The organism is Aeromonas sp. S5(2024) (assembly GCF_041403025.1).
Classification (GTDB): domain Bacteria; phylum Pseudomonadota; class Gammaproteobacteria; order Enterobacterales; family Aeromonadaceae; genus Aeromonas; species Aeromonas hydrophila.
The window spans coordinates 144,606-162,838 of record NZ_JBGLRI010000005.1 but is presented as its reverse complement, the minus strand read 5'-3'; the positions used below and the strand labels follow the sequence as shown (position 1 = coordinate 162,838).

Genomic DNA, 18,233 nt, shown 5'->3' with positions numbered 1-18,233 from the left:
GGCCGACAGGGGCGGGAGGGGGTAGAACGAGGTGAAGCGGGCGTGCCGGGCGGCACGCCCCTGCAAGGCGGTCAGTGCTGGAACTGGTTGATCAGGCGGGAGAGGGCATGCAGCCGCTCCACCAGCAGGGTGATGCCGTCGAGGGCCTGGCGGCTATTGTCGGCGGTGTGGCTGGCCAGCTGGTGGATCTGGTGGATGCCCTTGTCCAGGGTGCTGGTGACATCTGCCTGCTGGCTGACGGCCTGGGCAATCTCGTCGCTGGTATGGGTGACCCGGGCCAGCATGCGGTTGATCTGGTTGAGTACCTCGGCGGTGGTCCCCACGTGCTGCTGGCAGCGGTCCGAGGTCTGGGCGCCCTGGCTCATGCCGTCGGCCAGCTGACGGGTCGTCTGCTGCAGCGCCTGGATCATCTCGTTGATCTCGCCGGTGGAGCTGCGGGTCTTCTGGGCCAGCGCCCGGATCTCGTCGGCCACCACCGCAAAACCGCGCCCCTGCTCGCCGGCCCGCGCCGCCTCGATGGCGGCGTTGAGGGAGAGCAGGTTGGTCTGATCGGCGATCTGGCTGATCACCTCCAGGATCCCGCTGATCTTCTGGCTGTCGCCGGTCAGCCGGGCCAGCACGGCGTGGTTGGCGTCGAGCTCGTGATGGAGCTGATCGACCGAGGACTGGGTGGTGGCGAGCGCCCGCAACCCCTCGGCGGAGACCTGCTGCACCTCTCCCACCAGTTCGCTGGCCTGATGGGCATTGCTCGCCACGTCGCGAATGGAGTGGCTGAGCTCGGTGATGGCGGCGGCCAGCTGCTCGCTCTGGGCCCGCTGCTGCTGCAGGTGGATGTCGATGGTCTGGATATTGCCTCTGTCATCCTCGGCGGCCTGCAGGATCTGCTGGTTGGTATCGGCGCTGCGCCCCACCACCGCCTTGAGCTCGGCCCGCTTCATGCGCAGCGCCAGCTCCAGGGCCGCCAGGGTGTCCCGCCGCCTGGTGTAGAGCACCTGGCAAAGCGGGGTGCCCATCTCCTCGCCGGCGGTATGGGCCAGCCGGTTGAGCCGCTGCTGCAGGCGCCAGCCGTGCAGCATCTGGGCCAGCAGGGCCAGTGCGCCTGGCGCTCCCCACAGCGGATTGCCGCTGATGATGGCTGCCAACAGGGTGAGCAGGGCGCCGCCCGACAGCAGCAAGGTGAGCAGACCGGGTTCGAGGGCGAGCCGGCTCAGCCAGGGTAGCGCCTTGCCGGCCCGGATGCGGGCGTAGAGCTGCTCCGCCCAGGCGATGTCGTGCTCGCTCGGGCGGGTGCGTACCGACTGGTACTCGATGATCTGTCGCTGTTCGTTGAGGATGGGGGTGACATAGGCGTTGACCCAGTAGAACTTGCCGCTCTTGGCGCGGTTCTTCACCAGCCCCATCCAGCTTTTGCCCTGGCGCAGTCGCTGCCACATGTCGGCAAAGGCGGCCTTGGGCATGTCGGGGTGGCGTACCAGATTGTGGGGCACCCCCTCCATTTCGGCGGGGTGATAACCGGCCACGTCACAGAAGTGCTGGTTGGCGTAGGTAATGTGGCTGGCGGGGTCGGTCGTCGAGATCAGTGACAGGTGGTCGGGGAAACGTATCTCCCCCTCCCGTTGGGTTGTGGTCATGAGTGCATCCTGATTGAGCCAAGTAACTGATAGATTTGTTTTTATTTTTTGTGATTGTTACCGGCCCATTCTAGGGGGCGGCAAGCGCGCTATCTTGGCTTGGGTCAATTAATCGCCACTCTCGCTTAGCTAAATAGTGCAAATGAAAGGTGCATCTGCGCAGGCGGATGGCAAAGGAGTGGGCGGCATGCTCCAAGGGGGGCAGAGGTTGCAGGCGCCCCGCAGGGGGCGCCCGGGATCAGCGGCTGGCCAGCGGGTAGGTAAAGAGGGCAAGGTGGGCGAAGTTGAACAGGAAGTGGATCGCGATGGCGACGCTAAGGCGCCCGCTCAGCAGGAACGCCAGGCCATAGCAGGCCCCCGCCAGCGCGGCGAACAGCACCAGCAGCGGGCCGCCGGCCAGATGGGCGGCGCCGAACAGCAGGCTCGCCACCAGCACCCCAAGCCAGCGCCGGCTGTGTGCGGCGATCCCCTGCTGCAGGAAGCCGCGAAACAGCGCCTCTTCCGCCACGCAGGTGAACAGCAGGTTGTTGAGGGCAAACAGCCACCACCAGTTGGGCAGGCCCACCTCGGGCTTGAGGGCCCCCAGCTGCCAGGCGGCGACTAGCAGGGCCGCCAGCGGCAGCAGCAGCAATGCCAGTCTGCGCCACTGAACGGCGCCGCCCGGGCCCAGCAGGGCGGGCCAGGCCAGCAGCAGGCCGAAGAAGACCAGCGGCTTGTCCAGGTTGAGGTACATGTTGAACGGCACGCTGGCGGGGCCGGCCTGCACCTGATCCAGCACCTTCAGGTTGGTGAAGCCGGGGATGAGGTGCAGCATCAGCGCCACCGCCCACAGCAGCACGGCGCCCAGGGCGACGGCGCGCCAGGGCTGGGGCAGGGAGGGGGTGTGCCAGGCTAGCAGCAGGCCCGCCGCGCTGGCCAGCAGGGCGACTGGACTCAGGTGGCCGAGGCCGAGGGCCGCCAGCAGGGCAACGGCCAGCATGATGAAGCCGGGCAGCCGTTGCCGGGCCAGACAGAGCAAGACGGCCAGCGCCAGTGCTCCCCAGATGAGTGAATCAGGTAGAGGTAACATTGAGTCTCCAAGGCCGATGAAAGTCCCGCACCTTAACAATGGGACATCCCATGAGACAAGGCTTAATAAGCTGGTCGGATCCCGTGTTCGGCTGGTTGCCAGGGCGCGCGGCCATAAAAAAACCGGAGCTGGGCTCCGGTTTTGGCAAGGGTGACAAGGCGTCTCAGCGGCCGGATTCGGCGATCACCCGGGCAATGATGTCGGCACGCTTGCTGGCTTCCAGCTCACCCAGGGCGATGAGGCCAGCCTTGAAGATCACGTTCTTCGGCAGGCTGACGTCGTCCAGGGTGGCGATGGCTTCGACGTGCATACCGTTCAGACGGCTGGCATCGCGCGGGCTCAGGTTGACCTGGGTGTTAAGCACCTGCTTGCCTTTCTTCTTGGCAGGGGCGGCTTTTTTCGGTTGTTCCTGCTCGTCTTCCGGCAGCTCGTCATCAAAATCGTAAATAGACATAGTCAATCCTGTTGGTTAGGCAATGGGACATGGTTGCCCGATGTCGTTTTTCAGAGGGGTCGATCAGCCCATATCCTCGTTGCGGATAAAGGCGCGCCAGGAGCCGAGCACCTGGGCAAAATCTTCCAGCCCGCACATGGCCAGCTGTTCATCATCGTAGTAGGCGAGATCGTCGAGATCCTCATCCTGCTCGATATTGAGGACGTTGGCTTTCACCTCGGCTTCCTCGTGGGTCAGCAGCAGGGAGTAGTCGCCGCCCAGCAGCCGGTATTCGACGCGAGTCCGGCTGGAGAGCTGATCGATGATGGCGAACAGCTCGTCGAGTTTCTCCTCGTCCTTGCCCACTTCGTCGATCAGCCACTGGCCGATGGCCTCATGGCCCATGGAGAACCGGGCGCGATAACCGCCGAACGGATCGCGGCGAAATTCATAATCCATAGTTCAGTCCATAGCGGAAGGGTGAGTCGTCATGGGCAGGGCAAATCCTGCTCCATGGCGGAGCGCATATAGCGTAAAGTGGCCTATTCTAGCGAGCCCCCCCTCGCTTGTCTTGAAGATGTGGCATCTTTGCCCCGCTACCGGCGCTTTGTGGCCGGTCCGGCCCCCGCTTTGGAGATGTGATGCAGCTAAACGATATCCTCGCACGACAGAGAGTCAGCCTGGCGATGAAGATCCTGTCGTGCTCGGTCAATTTGATGGATGAAGCACTGCGACTCATCATCGCTTCAGGCTATTCCCGTTTCGTTCAGCGGAGTACCTATGCAGCTCAATGACACCCTCGCACGCCAGATTGTCAGCCGGGCGATGAAGATCCTCTCTTTTTCGGTCAACGTGATGGACGAGCACGGCCTCATCATCGCATCCGGCAACCCGGAGCGGCTCCATCAGCGTCACGAAGGGGCGGTGCTGGCGCTGACCGAAAACCGGGTGGTGGAGATCAGCGACGCCACCGCCCGCGAGCTCAAGGGAGTGCGTCCCGGCATCAACCTGCCCATCGCCTATCAGGGGGAGCTGCTGGGGGTCATCGGCATCTCGGGCGATCCGGACGAAGTTCGTGCTTACGCCGAGCTGGTGCGCATGACCGCCGAGCTCATTCTGGAGCAGGCGGCGCTCACCGAGCAGCTGCAGTGGGACAAGCGCCACAAGGAGGAGCTGGTGTTGCAGCTGATCCGTGGTGAAGGGCGGGACGATCAGTTGCAGCAGGCGGCCCGTTTCCTCGGGCTGGATCTGGCCCAGCCGCGGGTGGTGGCCGTGCTGGCGCTGGAGGAGGCCGACCCGGCCCGGCTGCGAGAGCTGGTGCATCTGCTGGAAAACCCGGAGCGGGACAACCTGGTGGCCATCAACGGTCTGGACGAGATAGTGGTGCTCAAGCCGGCCCAGCTCAGCGACGGCATCTGGCAGTCGGCGCAGGAACGCAGTCGCATCAAGCAGCTGCTGGCGCGCATCCCCCACTTTCGGGTGCGCATCGGGGTGGGTGATTACTTCGCCGGCACCGGCGGGCTGGCGCGTTCCTACCAGACGGCGCGGGACACCTTGCGCCGTGGCATGCGGCAGGCGCCGCGCAAACAGGTCTATTTCTTCGAGGATTATCGGCTGCCGGTGCTGCTCGGCAGTCTGGCGGACTCCTGGCAGGCGGATCAGCTGCGGGCACCGCTGCACAAGCTGGCGCAGGAGGACACAAAGGGAACGCTGCAGAAGACGCTGCGCCAATATTTCTTGCAGGATTGTGATCTGCATCCCTGCGCCGAAGCCCTGTTCATCCACCCCAATACCCTGCGCTATCGGCTGACCCGGATTGAGCAGATAACCGGGTTGAATTTCAACAAGTTAGATGACAAGTTTCTGCTCTATCTCGGGCTCAACCTCGACAGCTGATTTGTTCATTAATACAAAAAGTTGCGTTATACAACGCTGATATTTGGTTTTTTTACCAAAGCATTCCGATCCCGGATCACCATAATGGCCACCACTCACTCATTTGAAAGGTGCCCGTCATGATCCCTGTATCCGCGCTCGGCGCTCTCGCCGCGCTCTCCATCGCCATCTTCCTGATCCTGAAGAAGGTGCCGCCCGCTTACGGCATGATCGTCGGCGCCCTGGCCGGTGGCCTGATCGGCGGCGCCGATCTGACCCAGACCGTCGCCCTGATGATCGGCGGTGCCCAGGGGATCACCACGGCGGTGATGCGGATCCTGGCGGCGGGCGTGCTGGCCGGCGTGCTGATCGAATCGGGCGCCGCCACCACCATCGCCGAGACCATCGTCAAGAAGCTGGGCGAGACCCGCGCCCTGCTGGCACTGGCCCTGGCCACCCTGATCCTGACCGCGGTCGGCGTGTTCGTGGACGTGGCCGTCATCACGGTCGCCCCTATAGCGCTGGCCATCGCCCGCCGTGCCGACCTCTCCAAGGCGGCCATCTTGCTGGCGATGATCGGCGGCGGCAAGGCGGGCAACGTCATGTCTCCCAACCCCAACGCCATCGCTGCAGCCGATGCCTTCCACCTGCCACTCACCTCGGTGATGGCGGCCGGCATCATCCCGGGCCTGTTCGGGCTGGTGATGGCCTACTGGCTGGCCAAGCGCCTCAACAACAAGGGCAGCAAGGTCGCCGCCGACGAGGTGGTGAGCTTCAATGGCAGCAAGCTGCCGGGCTTTGCCGCCGCCATCAGTGCGCCGCTGGTGGCCATCCTGCTGCTGGCCCTGCGCCCCATCGCCGGCATAGTCGTGGACCCGCTCATTGCACTGCCTCTCGGTGGCCTGGTCGGCGCCCTGATGATGGGCAAGTTCAGCAAGGTGAACCAGTTTGCCGTCTCCGGTCTCGCCCGCATGGCGCCGGTGGCCATCATGCTGCTGGGTACCGGTACCCTGGCGGGCATCATCGCCAACTCCGGTCTCAAGGATGTGCTGATCAGCGGCCTGACCGCCTCCGGCCTGCCCTCCTACCTGCTGGCCCCCATCTCGGGTGCTTTGATGTCGCTGGCGACCGCCTCGACCACCGCCGGTACCGTGGTGGCCTCCAACGTGTTCAGCTCCACCCTGCTCGAGCTTGGCATCAGCAGCCTGGCGGGGGCCGCCATGATCCACGCCGGTGCCACCGTGTTCGACCACATGCCCCACGGCTCCTTCTTCCATGCCACCGGCGGCAGCGTCCACATGGGCGTGGGTGAGCGGCTCAAGCTCATCCCCTACGAAACCGCGGTCGGCCTGACCATTGCCGCCGTCTCCACCCTGATGTTCGGCGTGTTTGGCCTCGCCTAAGGAATTGATATGAAAATTGTTATCGCCCCCGATTCATTCAAGGAGAGCCTCAGCGCCATGGCGGTGGCCGATGCCATCGAGGCCGGCTTCAAGCAGGTGTTGCCGGATGCCACCTACGTCAAATTGCCGATGGCCGATGGCGGCGAGGGAACGGTGCAGTCCCTGGTGGACGCCACCGGTGGCCGCATTCTGCCCTTCTACGTGACCGCTCCCCTTGGCAACAAGGTACAGGGCTTCGTCGGTCTGCTGGGGGATGGCGAACGCGCGGTCATCGAGATGGCGGCGGCCTCCGGCCTGCATCTGGTGGCGCCTGAGCTGCGCAATCCGCTGCACACCTCGAGCAGCGGCACCGGCGAGCTGATCCTGGCGGCCCTCGACATGGGGGTGAAGCATCTGATCCTCGGCATCGGCGGCAGCGCCACCAATGACGGCGGTGCCGGCATGATCCAGGCGCTTGGCGGCAAGCTGCTCAAGCGCGACGGCACTCCCATCGCGCCGGGCGGCGCCGGTCTGGCCGAGCTGGCCACCATCGATCTGAGCGGGCTCGATTCGCGCCTCGCCAAGATCACCATCGAAGTGGCCTGCGACGTGGACAACCCGCTGTGCGGGCCGAAAGGGGCCTCCGCCGTGTTTGGTCCGCAGAAGGGGGCGACCCCCGCGATGGTGGCGCAGCTGGATGCCAACCTGGCTCACTACGCGGACTGCATCGAGCAGGCGCTTGGCAAGCAGGTGAAGGAGATTGCGGGGGCGGGCGCCGCCGGTGGCATGGGCGCGGCCCTGGTGGGCCTGCTCGGCGCCGAGCTCAAGCCCGGCATCCAGATCGTCATCGAGGCGCTGAAACTGGCCGAGGCGGTGGCCGATGCGGATCTGGTCATCACCGGCGAGGGGCGCATCGACAGCCAGACCATCCACGGCAAGACGCCAATCGGTGTCGCACGCTGCGCCAAGCAGTTTGGCAAGCCGGTGATCGGCATTGCGGGCTGCCTGACCGACGATTACGGCGTGGTGCACGAGCACGAGCACGGGCTGGATGCGGTGTTCGCCGTGGTCAACCGCGCCATGTCGCTGCCGGAGGCGCTGGCCACCGCCACCACCAACCTGCAGCTCACGGCCCGCAACGTGGCGGCGCTCTATCTGCTGCGACCCTGACTCTCTTCTGGCCGGTGCCTGGCGCCGGCCAACCTAGCCCCGTGTCGCGGTGACGACCTGCCCCGCTGCCGGTCTGCCCGAAACACCTTGCCGATCAGATGATCGGCTTTTTTCATTATCCTGCTGTATAGCCTGTGCTTTTCTGCGGTTTCTGTATTCTGGCCGCCGACTTTGCGGCATAGTGATCCCCCATAGTACAAGGAGCAACCCATGATCTTGCTGACCCTGGGGGTACTGCTGTTTACCCTGATCCACCTCTATCCCTGCTTCGCAGATGCCCATCGGGCCCGCTTGCGCGAGCGGCTGGGGGAGAATCGCTACAAGGGACTCTTCTCGTTGCTGGTGTTCATCGCCATCGCCTGCATCATCGCCGGCTGGCGCACCGCCAGCCCTCTGCCGCTCTATTTTCTGCCCGCCTGGGGACCGACCCTGATGATGGCAGTCATGCCCATCGCCCTGATCCTGTTCTGCTCCGGCCAGGGGCCCAACCACCTGCGGCGCTGGCTGGTGCATCCCCAGCTGCTCGGCACCCTGCTCTGGGCCGGCGCCCACCTGGCGGTCAACAGCGAGGCCCGCTCCCTGGTGCTGTTTGGCGGCATCGGCCTGTGGGCGCTGGTGAGCATCGTCTGGATTTCGGTGCGGGACTGGCAGCGCCATCCCCGTCCGGCGGCCAACTGGTACGGCACCGGGCTCAGCGTGGGGGCCGGGCTGGCGCTTACCGCCCTGCTGATCTTCTGGGGGCACGGCATGCTCACCGGCATCCCCCTCTATTGAGCGGGTGAACCGGCCGGCGTGCCCGCGCGTATGTCACTCATCTGCCTGACAGGAGTCGCTCGATGAAATGGATCATGTTGTTGCTGACACTCGGGGCCGGGGCCGCCGTCGCCGCCTGCCCGGATTACTTCAACGTGGAGATGCGGGAGCTCAACAGCACCCAGCGCCACAACCTCTGCCAGCTGACCGAGGGCAAGGTGGTACTGGTGGTCAATACCGCCTCCTACTGCGGCTATCGCGGCCAGTTCCGGGATCTGGAGACGCTCTACCAGACCTACAAGGAGAAGGGGTTGGTAGTGCTCGGCTTCCCCTCCAACGACTTCTGGCAGGAGGCGGGGGAGGAGGGCAAGACCGCCTCGGTCTGCCGACGCGATTACGGGGTGACCTTCCCCATGTTCAACCGGATCGCCGTGCGCGGGGCCGATGCCAGCCCGCTTTACCGGGGGTTGGCCGCGGCGGCGGGCGAAGCGCCGGGCTGGAACTTTCACAAATACCTGGTCGGCCGTGACGGCAAGCTGGTCGCGAGTTATGGGGCGAACCAGAATCCGGCGGACGATCCCCTGCAAAAAGAGGTCAAACGGGCGCTCGGCCTTTAGCGCTACCCCGCGGCGGGCGGCTCTGGAATAATGGGGGTCCGCTCTTCTCTCTGGTAATCCCGTGCTGCAACGTCTGCCCCAAATGGTGATCTTCGATGCCCTGGTCCGTGAACAGGGCATCTCGGCGGCCGCCCGGCGGCTCGGGGTCTCCAAATCCCACATCAGCAAGCAGCTGGCCCAGCTGGAGACCGAACTCGGTGCCCAGCTGGTGCAGCGCACTACCCGCCGCTTCTCCCTCACCGAGCTCGGCCAGGAGTATGCCCGCCACTGCCGCGCCCTGGTGGCGGTGGCACTGGAAGCGGACTCCATGGTGGCGGAGCGGCGCGGCAAGGTGAGCGGCATCCTGCATCTGGGGGTCGGTCAGTCTTTCGGCCGGCTGCACGTGATCCCGCGCCTCAAGGCGTTTCAGGATCGCTACCCCGAGCTGGAGCTGGAGGTCTCGCTGTTTGATCACCGCACCAACCTGGTGGATGAGGGGCTGGATCTCTGGATCACGACTTATGAGGACAAACCCGAGGCCCTGGTGGGGCAGCGGCTGGCGGACATTCACTTCGTGCTGGTGGCCTCGCCGGACTATCTGCTGAGCCACGGCACCCCGCTGCACCCCAGAGACCTGGCCCAGCACAACTGCATCACCTATCAGAGCCGGGAGCGGCGCTACCACGAGTGGTCGTTTCGCCAGGGCAAGGAGCGTCAGACGGTGCAGGTGGCCGGCAACTACCGGGTGGATCTGGCGGAGGCGGTGCGCGACGCCGCCCTGGCCGGGCTCGGCATCGCCTACGTGGCCAACTACCTGCTGGACAAGGAGCTGCAGTCCGGCCAGCTGATCCCGCTGCTGCCCCAGTGGCGGCCGAACCAGAAGATGGCGGTGCACGCCGTCTATGCCAGGCGCGAGCACCTGGATCCCAAGATCCGGCTGTTCATCGACTTCCTCAAGGAGAGCTTTGGTCCGAACCCCTACTGGGAGCAGCGGCTGGCCCCCTGGCTCGGTGGCAAATTGTCCGGCACCGAGGAATAATCGTTTCCATATAAGAACACTGGCTTTCGCTTGAAACCAAAATCGAGTCAAATCAGCCAGTTGCCGCAACCGGTATCGTGCAAACGTTTTTGCTAACAGGGCTGTAACCAAGTGGACTTGCAGTGGCGAGGCCGGGAGCGCAGAATCCGCGCCCATCTTCCGCCCCACCTGATGGAGTCCCTATGATTGCCCTGCTCGGCATCCTGAGCATTCTGGCCGTGGCCACGCTCTGCTCTGATAATCGTCGTCGTATCCCGTTGCGAACAGTGGGCCTGGCCCTCTGCCTGCAGATCCTCTTCGCCGGCCTGGTGCTCTGGCTGCCCGCCGGTCAGCACGTGCTGAACGGGGTGAGCGAAAGCGTCAGCAGCGTGATCGGTTACGGTCAGGAGGGGATCGCCTTCCTGTTCGGCGATCTGGCCAAGTTCAAGCTGGGCTTCATCTTTGCCTTCAACGTGCTGCCGGTGATCATCTTCTTCTCCGCGGTGATCGCCATCCTCTACCACATCGGCCTGATGCCGAAAGTGATCGCCCTGCTTGGTGGCGGCCTGCAGAAACTGCTGGGCACCGGCCGCGCCGAGAGCCTCTCCGCCACCGCCAACATCTTCGTCGGCATGGTGGAGGCGCCGCTGGTGGTCAAACCCTATCTCTCCAAGATGTCCGACTCCCAGTTCTTCGCGGTGATGAGCTGCGGCCTCGCCTCCGTGGCCGGCGGTACCCTGGTGGGTTACGCCAGCATCGGGGTCGAGCTGAAATACCTGATCGCGGCAGCCTTCATGTCGGCACCGGCCGGTCTGGCCATGGCCAAGATCCTGGTGCCGCCTGCCGCCGAAGAGCAGGACCATCATCAGGACGTGGTGATCCCGCGCGCCACCAACGTGATTGAAGCGGCCGCCGATGGCGCCATGTCCGGCCTTAACATCGCGGTTGCCGTGGGTGCCACCCTGCTGGCGTTCGTCGGGGTGATCGCCATGCTCAACGGCCTGCTGGGCTGGGCCGGCGACCTGGTGGGGCTGGGGCTGAGCTTCCAGATCATTCTGGGTTGGCTGTTTGCACCCGTCTCCTGGCTGATCGGTATCCCCTGGGAGCAGGCTCAGGCTGCCGGCGCCCTGATCGGGACCAAGATAGTGGTGAACGAGTTCGTCGCCTTCATCGCCCTGGTGCAGGACCAGACCCTGAGCGAGTCGAGCAAGGCTATCGTCACCTTCGCCCTGTGTGGTTTCGCCAACATCTCCTCCATGGCGATCCTGATCGGCGGCCTGGGCGCCATGGTGCCGGAGCGCAAGTCCTTCATCGCCCGTTACGGCATGCGTGCCATCCTGGCGGGTGTGCTGGCGAACCTGATGAGTGCCTCGCTGGCAGGTTTGTTCCTCGCCCTCTGATTGACCCTGAAGCTAGCACCTTCCGGTCAGAGCCCGCTTCGGCGGGCTTTTTTGTGGCCGTTTGCCGGCAAAAAAAAAGCGCCTCAGGGAGGCGCGGGGAAAAAGACAGATTGGAAGCGTCACATGGGTGCCACTTGAATGAGGGATGAGCCATGCCATCCAAGTGTGAAGCCATGATGCCTGATGCTGTCTGAAGCCCTTCTGAGGCGATTCTTCATACTATGTTCATTTTGCTAAACGCAATGCGGGCTGGCTGGTCAGAGGCTCAGGGGGTCAGCGCGAAGTTGTCTGCGGTCTGCTGTTCCAGCGCCGGCAGCCAGCGCTGTGAGCGGGATTCCACTGGCTGGTCAGGGGGTCAGCACGAAGTCGTCTGCGGTCTGTTGCTCCAGCGCCAGCAACCAACGTTTGATGGGAATGCCGCCGGCATAACCGGTCAGCTCGCCGCTGCGGCCGATCACCCGGTGGCAGGGCACTATGATGCTGAGCGGATTGCGCCCGTTGGCGGCACCCACTGCGCGAACTGCCTTGGGATTGCCGATGGCCTGGGCTATCTCGAGGTAGCTGACGGTCTCGCCGTAGGGAATATCGCCCAGGGCGCGCCACACCGATTGCTGAAAAGGGGTGCCCCGGGCGGCCAGCGGCAGATCGAAGCGGCGCAGGCGACCGGCGAAGTAGGCCGCGAACTGTTCGATGAAGGGGGCCAGCGCCTGATCGTCGCGTTGCCATTCGTCGGTCGGGGTGACCGGCTGCTCGCCTAGCACGAACTCCACATAGCGCAGCCCGTCCCGGTCGATGGCGATGAGCAGGGGGCCGTGGGCGCTGTCGCAAAAACTGAATTTCATTCTGTCATCCTCGGGCGTTGGGCAAGGGCCCGGCTAGTCCACTACCGGCTTGCCGCGGGTCGATTTTATCTCCCCCTTGCGCTTCTTGGCATCGACCCGCTTGCGCTGGGAGCTGCGGGTCGGCTTGGTGGCGTGGCGGGCCTTGGGGCGCCAGGCCGCTTTCTTCAGCAGCTCCACCAGACGGTTCATCGCCTCCTTGCGGTTCATATCCTGGCTGCGGTGGGTCTCGACCCGGATCATGATGAAGCCGTCGTGAACCCGACTGTCGCTCAGCTTGTCGAGCCCCTCCTTGTAGAGCGGGGTGAGGTTGGGGGAGTTGCGGTAATCGAAGCGCAGCCAGACGGCGGAGTCGGTCTTGTTGACGTGCTGGCCACCGTTGCCCTGTGCCCGCATGGTCTGGAATTGCAGTTCATGCCAGGGCAGGGTAACGCTGTTGGAGATGACTAACATACTGCGGTGCTCTTGTTTGGTGCATCGGCTGTGGCTGGCTCAGCTTGGTGCCTCATAATGGGGCGAGATGCGCTCCCTTGGTGATGCCGGGAGAGTCCTGCTCCAGACGTAAATGCTATCTTTTTGAAATTAAACAATAAAAAGACTTGGCACAAGAATTGATTCCCCATTCATGACATACCATGGATTGGGAGCAACCAGATGAAGCTGATTACTGCGATTATCAAACCCTTCAAGTTGGACGACGTGCGCGAGGCCATCGCCAACCTGGGGGTCGAGGGTCTGACCGTGTCCGAGGTCAAAGGGTTTGGCCGCCAGAAGGGGCACACCGAATTATACCGGGGAGCCGAGTATCAGGTCGACTTCCTGCCCAAGGTAAAGCTGGAGATAGCGACGGCCGACGACAACGTCGAAGGGGTGATCGAGGCGATCTGCAAGGCCGCCTATACCGGCAAGATCGGTGACGGCAAGATCTTCGTCTATGACCTGCTGCAGGCCGTGCGCATTCGGACCGGTGAGAGCGACGACGAGGCGCTCTGATCGCGCTGGATGGGGCTAATGATCGGTACGTTGTCGCTGATTGACTCCATGGTGGGGCCGGATAGGATTCTATCCGGCCCCTTTGTTTGAACAGGGTTTAAATATGTGATCCCGCCACATCAGGATTTCTTGATCCGGCTGTCGAGCTCAATGCAAAATGCAAACAGCAATGGTTCTCACTCGATATAGCAACTCAAGGAATGGATGATGAAAATGAAGATGTTGGCACTGGCTTTCTCTGCGTTGGCGGCTCAGTCGGCATTGGCGGCAGGGGAGGTGAATGTCTACTCCAACCGGCAGGATGAGCTGATCAAGCCCATCATCCAGCAGTTCGAGAAGGAATCGGGCATCAAGGTGAACGTGGTGTTCGCCAAAGAGGGGCTGAACGAGCGTCTGGAGCGGGAAGGCAAGCTCTCCCCGGCGGATCTGATGCTGACCGTCGACATCAGCCGGCTGACCGATCTGGTGGACAAGGGGCTGGTGCAGCCGGTGGACAGCAAGATCCTGCAGGAGAACATCCCCGCCATCTATCGCGATCCGGACAACCGCTGGTTCGCGCTGACCACTCGGGTGCGCGCCATCTATTCCAGCAAGGATCGTCTCGGCAAGCTCGATACCATCAGCTACGAAGATCTGGCCAAGCCTGAATTCAAAGGAAAAATCTGCACCCGCAGCGGCAAGCATGAGTACAATGTGGCGCTGGTCTCCTCCATGATCGCTCATCACGGCATGGCCGAGACCAAGAGCTGGCTGGAAGGGGTCAAGGCCAACCTGGCGCGCAAGCCGCAGGGCAATGACCGGGATCAGGTCAAGGCGATCAAGGATGGTATCTGTGATCTGTCGCTCGGCAACAGCTACTACCTGGGCGCCATGTTGAAGGATCCGGCGCAGAAAGCCTGGGCCGATGCCGTCTACATCAACTTCCCTAACCAGGCTGACCGCGGCGCCCACGTCAACGTGAGCGGTGTGGCCATGACCAAGTACGCCAAGAACAAGGTTGAGGCCCAGAAGCTGATGGAGTTCCTGGCCGGCGACACCGCCCAGCACATGTATGCGGACGTGAACGCCGAGTATCCGGTCAAGGCCGGGGTGGAGCCTTCCGCCATGGTCAAGTCCTGGGGCAGCTTCAAGTCTGATGCGCTACCGGTCAGCGATTACGCCAAGCACCGCAAGGACGCCTTGCAGCTGCTGGATGAAGTGAAATTCGACTTGTAATTCAGATGGGGCCAAGGGCCCCATCAACCTCTGTGGTCTCATGAAAAATTTTGGATGGATTACCGGCAGCTGGGCCAGCGCCCTGCTGCTGGCTTTGCCGGTGCTTGCTCTGGTCTTCTCCGCCTTGTCGGCCGACGGAGATCTGTTTGGCCACCTCGCCGATACCGTGCTGTTCGACTATCTGGCCAATACCCTGGGGCTGGTGGTCGGCGTGGTGCTGCTCAGCCTGCTGTTCGGTGTGCCGACCGCCTGGCTGGTGGCCATGTGCCAGGTGCCGGGGCGCCGTGCCCTGCAGTGGGCGCTGATGCTGCCGATGGCCATGCCCTCCTATATCGTCGCTTATGTCTACACCGACCTGCTCGACTACTCGGGCCCGCTGCAGGCGGGGCTGCGGCAGCTGTTTGACTGGAGCGGGCCGGCCGACTACTGGTTCCCGGCCATCCGCTCCCTCGGCGGCGCCGCCTGGGTGCTGGCGCTGGTGCTGTTTCCCTACGTCTATCTGCTGACCCGCGCCTCTTTTCTAGAGCAGTCGGTCAGCCTCATTCACTCCAGCCGCCTGCTCGGTTGCTCCCCCTGGCAGAGCTTTCGCCGCCTCAGTCTGCCGCTGGCGCGCCCTGCCATCATGGTGGCGGTATCGCTGGTGGCGATGGAGACGTTGGCCGACTTTGCCACCGTCCACTTCTTTGCCATCAACACCCTGACCACGGCGGTCTACGACACCTGGCTCGGTTATGGCAGCCTGGCCACCGCCGCCAAGCTCTCCTGCCTGATGCTGCTGGCGGTGGTGCTGCTGATCGCGCTGGAGCGCCGCTCGCGCAGCCGGCAGCAGGTGTTCCAGAAGTCGATGGGTCATGAGCAGCCGCTGCGCTACCCGCTCAAGGGGATGAGTCGTTGGCTGGCCGGTCTCTGGTGCTGGGGGTTGGTACTGGCCGGTTTCGGCCTGCCGTTCGTCATCCTGCTGGACTACGGGGTGCGCTACTTCGAATTGTCGTGGACGCCGGAGTTTGTCCGCTTTGCCGGCAACAGCTTGGCTATCTCGGCGCTGACCGCCCTGCTGGCCATGGGTATCGCCCTGCTGCTCGGCTTCTGTCGTCGTCTCGATGGCGGGATCAAGAGCCTGCTGCCGCTGCGCATCGCCGCCATGGGTTATGCCATGCCGGGTACCGTGCTGGCCATCGGGGTGCTGGTGCCGCTCACCGCCCTCGACTTTGCCATCAACGATCTGGCCGAGTGGCTGGGGCGTCAGGGGCCGGGGCTGCTGCTGACCGGCACCATCACCGCCATCGTGTTCGGCTATCTGGTGCGCTTCGTGGCCATCGCCATCGGCTCGGTGGAGAGCAGCATGGGCAAGATCTCCTCCAGCCTCGACATGGCGGCTCGCTCCCTGGGGCTGGGAGATGGCGCCATGCTGCGGCGGGTGCACCTGCCGCTGGTGCGGCGCGGCCTGTTTGCCGGTGCCATGCTGGTGTTCATCGAATCCATGAAGGAGCTGCCCGCCGCCCTGCTGTTGCGGCCGTTCAACTTCGACACCCTGGCGACCCACGTCTACCAGTTCGTGTCGGACGAGATGCTGGAGCGCGGCGCGCTCGGTGCCATCGTCATCGTGCTGGTGGGGCTGTTGCCGCTGATCTGGGTCAACCGCAACCTGGATGGGGCGGGGCACTGAGTCGCCACGTAGGCCAATGAAATTGCATGCAGTGTGCTGAGCCGAAAGGCCGCACACCGCCAGAAATGAGAGGAAGTCAGCCTTGTCCTGTTTGCAGGTTGAAAATGTCAGTTGCCGTTACAACGGCCGCAATGTGCTGGAGCAGCTCTCCCTGACGGTGGCCGACAACGAGATTGTCTGCCTGCTGGGGGCGAGCGGCTGCGGCAAGACCACGCTGCTCAAGGCCATCGCCGGCCTGTTGCCGCTGGCGGAGGGCACGATCCGCCTCGGCGATACCCTGCTCGACGGGCCGGATGTCAGCGTGCCGCCCGAGGCGCGCAACATCGGCATGATCTTTCAGGATTACGCCCTTTTTCCCCACCTGACGGTGGCCGACAACGTCGGCTTTGGCCTGACCAAACTCGATCGCCGTGCCCGCCAGCAGCAGGTGGACGAGGCGCTGGCGCTTGTCAATCTGCAGGGGCTGGGGGATCGCTATCCCCATCAGCTCTCCGGTGGCCAGCAGCAGCGGGTGGCGATTGCCCGGGCGCTGGTATGCAAGCCGCGGCTGATGCTGCTGGACGAACCCTTCTCCAACATCGACACCCAGGTAAGGATGAAGTTAATCCTCGAGATCCGCGCCCTGCTCAAGCAGCAGGGGATCGGCGCCATCTTCGTCAGCCACAGCAAGGAAGAGGCGTTTGCCTTCGCCGATCGGCTGGCGCTGTTTCGCGCGGGTCACATCGAGCAGGTGGGCCAGCCGGAGCAGCTCTATCGCCGCCCCCAGAACCGCTTCGTGGCGGAATTTCTCGGCGGGGTCAACTACCTGGCGGCCGAGGTGGTGGACAGCCACTGTGTGCGCACGGCGCTCGGGGTCATCTGCGGCAGCGAGCCCCATGGCCGGGCCGCGGGTGAGCTGCTGCAACTGATGCTCAGGCCCCAGCAGCTGCTGCTGGAGAGCGTCGCGGATGGCGAGCTCAAGGTGGTGGAGCAGCAGTTCCTCGGTCACCACTGCCGGGTGCTGTTCGAGAGTGGCGAGCTGCGGCTGGAGGCGAGCATCGGCGAGCCGCTGGAGGGCGCGCGGGCGCGGGTCAGGGTGACCCCTCACGCACTGGTGTTGTTTGACCCTTTACCCTGAACGCGTGATATCGTCGTGAAATCAATGAACTGGAACCGCGCTGGTTTATAATCGCGCAACGCTAACCGCCCATATCGCCAATGTCTGTTCAGGGGAGAGATATATGAAAGCCCAAGCCGGGATCTGTGCCGAGCCCAATCTGCACGCCCTCTATCTGATGTTCAACCGCACCGGTGACGCCGCCGAACTGGTGGCCCGTCTAGCCAGGTTGCCGGCCCTGTGGGAGGCGGTGGCCGCCGATTTCCCCGCTGCCGGCTTCAGCGGTCTGGTCGCCGTCGGTGCCGATGCCTGGGATGGCCTCTATCCTGCCGCCCGTCCGCCCCAGTTCCGCGGCTTCATGGCGCAATCCGCCAACGGCCAGGAGGCCCCCAACACCCCGTTTGATCTGTTCGTGCAACTGCGTGCCGATCGGGTGGATGTGCTGCATCACGCCGGTCAGCGCGTCATGGCTCTGCTGGCCGGAGTGGTAGAGCTGGCCGAAGAGGTGCGCGGCTTCCGCAATCTGGATTGCCGCGATCTGACCGGTTTTGTCGATGGCACCGAGAACCCGCAGGATGAGCACCGCGCCGAAGTGGCGCTGCTGGACGGCGGCGAGTTTGCCGGCGGCTCCTACATCCACGTGCAGCGCTGGGTCCACGCCATGAGCGACTGGGAGAAGCTGGCGCAAAAAGAGCAGGAAGACATTATCGGTCGCACCAAGGTCGACAACATCGAGTACGAGTCGGCTGACAAGCCGCTGACCGCCCACATCAAGCGGGTCAACCTCAAGACGCCGAAGGGCGAGTCCATGGAGATACTGCGCCAGAGCATGCCCTGGGGCACCATGACCGAGCAGGGGCTCTACTTCATCTCCTGCTGCCGCACCCCGCAGCACTTCAACGCCATGCTGGCCAGCATGTACAAGGGGGAGGGCAGTCACTTCGATCACCTGCTGCGCTTCACCAAAGCGGTGACCGGCGCAGCCTTCTTCGCCCCTTCAGAAGATTTTCTGGTGGCGCAGGGCAAATAAGGCTCGCCCACCCGTAGATAACAAAAATCCCGGCCTTGGCCGGGATTTTGCGTGTTGGCGGGACCGC

18 protein-coding genes are annotated in these 18,233 nt (G+C 63.8%); 12 read left to right on the top strand and 6 right to left on the bottom strand.

Annotation, left to right across the window (positions count from 1 at the left end; genetic code table 11):
* Window positions 1-71 precede the first annotated feature (71 nt).
* The 4 genes from ACB032_RS12650 to ACB032_RS12635 all read right to left on the bottom strand — a co-directional run bounded on the left by ACB032_RS12650 (window position 72) and on the right by ACB032_RS12635 (window position 3,592).
* Window positions 72-1,631, bottom strand: a complete 1,560-nt coding sequence (locus ACB032_RS12650; protein WP_041218181.1) for a PAS domain-containing methyl-accepting chemotaxis protein — start codon at window positions 1,629-1,631, stop codon at window positions 72-74.
* A 238-nt stretch (window positions 1,632-1,869) separates the two neighbouring features.
* Window positions 1,870-2,700: a lysostaphin resistance A-like protein gene (locus ACB032_RS12645; protein ID WP_371138030.1), complete on the bottom strand. Its 831-nt coding sequence runs from the start codon at window positions 2,698-2,700 to the stop codon at window positions 1,870-1,872.
* Window positions 2,701-2,863: 163 nt separating this feature from the next.
* A complete protein-coding gene (locus ACB032_RS12640; protein WP_011704604.1) occupies window positions 2,864-3,154 on the bottom strand; it encodes a hypothetical protein in 291 nt (96 codons plus the stop codon).
* A gap of 63 nt (window positions 3,155-3,217) precedes the next feature.
* Window positions 3,218-3,592: a YacL family protein gene (locus ACB032_RS12635; protein WP_011704605.1), complete on the bottom strand. Its 375-nt coding sequence runs from the start codon at window positions 3,590-3,592 to the stop codon at window positions 3,218-3,220.
* A gap of 321 nt (window positions 3,593-3,913) precedes the next feature.
* Here ACB032_RS12635 and ACB032_RS12630 point away from each other — a divergent pair, with 321 nt between their 5' ends.
* From ACB032_RS12630 to ACB032_RS12600, 7 genes are all read left to right on the top strand, one after another.
* Window positions 3,914-5,029, top strand: coding sequence for a sugar diacid recognition domain-containing protein (locus tag ACB032_RS12630; RefSeq protein ID WP_011704606.1), 1,116 nt, complete (start codon window positions 3,914-3,916; stop codon window positions 5,027-5,029).
* A 119-nt stretch (window positions 5,030-5,148) separates the two neighbouring features.
* Window positions 5,149-6,411 carry a GntP family permease gene (locus ACB032_RS12625; protein WP_017409005.1) on the top strand — a complete coding sequence of 421 codons (1,263 nt, stop codon included), beginning with the start codon at window positions 5,149-5,151 and terminating at the stop codon, window positions 6,409-6,411.
* 9 nt (window positions 6,412-6,420) lie between these two features.
* Window positions 6,421-7,560 (top strand): glycerate kinase, encoded by a 1,140-nt coding sequence (locus ACB032_RS12620; protein ID WP_371138029.1) that lies wholly within the window; start codon window positions 6,421-6,423, stop codon window positions 7,558-7,560.
* Window positions 7,561-7,770: 210 nt separating this feature from the next.
* Window positions 7,771-8,334 (top strand): NnrU family protein, encoded by a 564-nt coding sequence (locus ACB032_RS12615; RefSeq protein ID WP_323965689.1) that lies wholly within the window; start codon window positions 7,771-7,773, stop codon window positions 8,332-8,334.
* A gap of 62 nt (window positions 8,335-8,396) precedes the next feature.
* Window positions 8,397-8,930: a glutathione peroxidase gene (locus tag ACB032_RS12610; protein WP_041218137.1), complete on the top strand. Its 534-nt coding sequence runs from the start codon at window positions 8,397-8,399 to the stop codon at window positions 8,928-8,930.
* An 82-nt stretch (window positions 8,931-9,012) separates the two neighbouring features.
* Entirely contained in the window at window positions 9,013-9,948 is a 936-nt protein-coding gene (locus ACB032_RS12605) for a LysR family transcriptional regulator (RefSeq protein ID WP_016349403.1), read from the top strand.
* A 182-nt stretch (window positions 9,949-10,130) separates the two neighbouring features.
* Window positions 10,131-11,327, top strand: coding sequence for a NupC/NupG family nucleoside CNT transporter (locus tag ACB032_RS12600; protein WP_371138028.1), 1,197 nt, complete (start codon window positions 10,131-10,133; stop codon window positions 11,325-11,327).
* Window positions 11,328-11,674: 347 nt separating this feature from the next.
* Here ACB032_RS12600 and ACB032_RS12595 read toward each other — a convergent pair whose 3' ends face one another.
* Complete coding sequence (locus ACB032_RS12595) at window positions 11,675-12,169, bottom strand: methylated-DNA--[protein]-cysteine S-methyltransferase (protein WP_044799132.1); 495 nt, start codon at window positions 12,167-12,169, stop codon at window positions 11,675-11,677.
* Between the two features lie 33 nt (window positions 12,170-12,202).
* Window positions 12,203-12,619, bottom strand: a complete 417-nt coding sequence (gene arfB / locus ACB032_RS12590) for an alternative ribosome rescue aminoacyl-tRNA hydrolase ArfB (RefSeq protein WP_171282103.1) — start codon at window positions 12,617-12,619, stop codon at window positions 12,203-12,205.
* Window positions 12,620-12,820: 201 nt separating this feature from the next.
* On the opposite strand from arfB, the gene glnK reads away from it, so the two are divergent.
* From glnK to ACB032_RS12565, 5 genes are all read left to right on the top strand, one after another.
* Complete coding sequence (glnK, locus tag ACB032_RS12585) at window positions 12,821-13,159, top strand: P-II family nitrogen regulator (RefSeq protein WP_011704615.1); 339 nt, start codon at window positions 12,821-12,823, stop codon at window positions 13,157-13,159.
* 207 nt (window positions 13,160-13,366) lie between these two features.
* Window positions 13,367-14,374 carry a Fe(3+) ABC transporter substrate-binding protein gene (locus tag ACB032_RS12580; protein WP_080768911.1) on the top strand — a complete coding sequence of 336 codons (1,008 nt, stop codon included), beginning with the start codon at window positions 13,367-13,369 and terminating at the stop codon, window positions 14,372-14,374.
* 40 nt (window positions 14,375-14,414) lie between these two features.
* Window positions 14,415-16,040 carry an ABC transporter permease gene (locus ACB032_RS12575; protein ID WP_371138027.1) on the top strand — a complete coding sequence of 542 codons (1,626 nt, stop codon included), beginning with the start codon at window positions 14,415-14,417 and terminating at the stop codon, window positions 16,038-16,040.
* An 82-nt stretch (window positions 16,041-16,122) separates the two neighbouring features.
* Window positions 16,123-17,157 (top strand): ABC transporter ATP-binding protein, encoded by a 1,035-nt coding sequence (locus ACB032_RS12570; RefSeq protein WP_371138026.1) that lies wholly within the window; start codon window positions 16,123-16,125, stop codon window positions 17,155-17,157.
* Window positions 17,158-17,260: 103 nt separating this feature from the next.
* The gene (locus ACB032_RS12565; protein WP_371138025.1) at window positions 17,261-18,166 is read left to right on the top strand and encodes a Dyp-type peroxidase; all 906 of its coding nucleotides are present in this window, start codon (window positions 17,261-17,263) and stop codon (window positions 18,164-18,166) included.
* Window positions 18,167-18,233 lie beyond the last annotated feature (67 nt).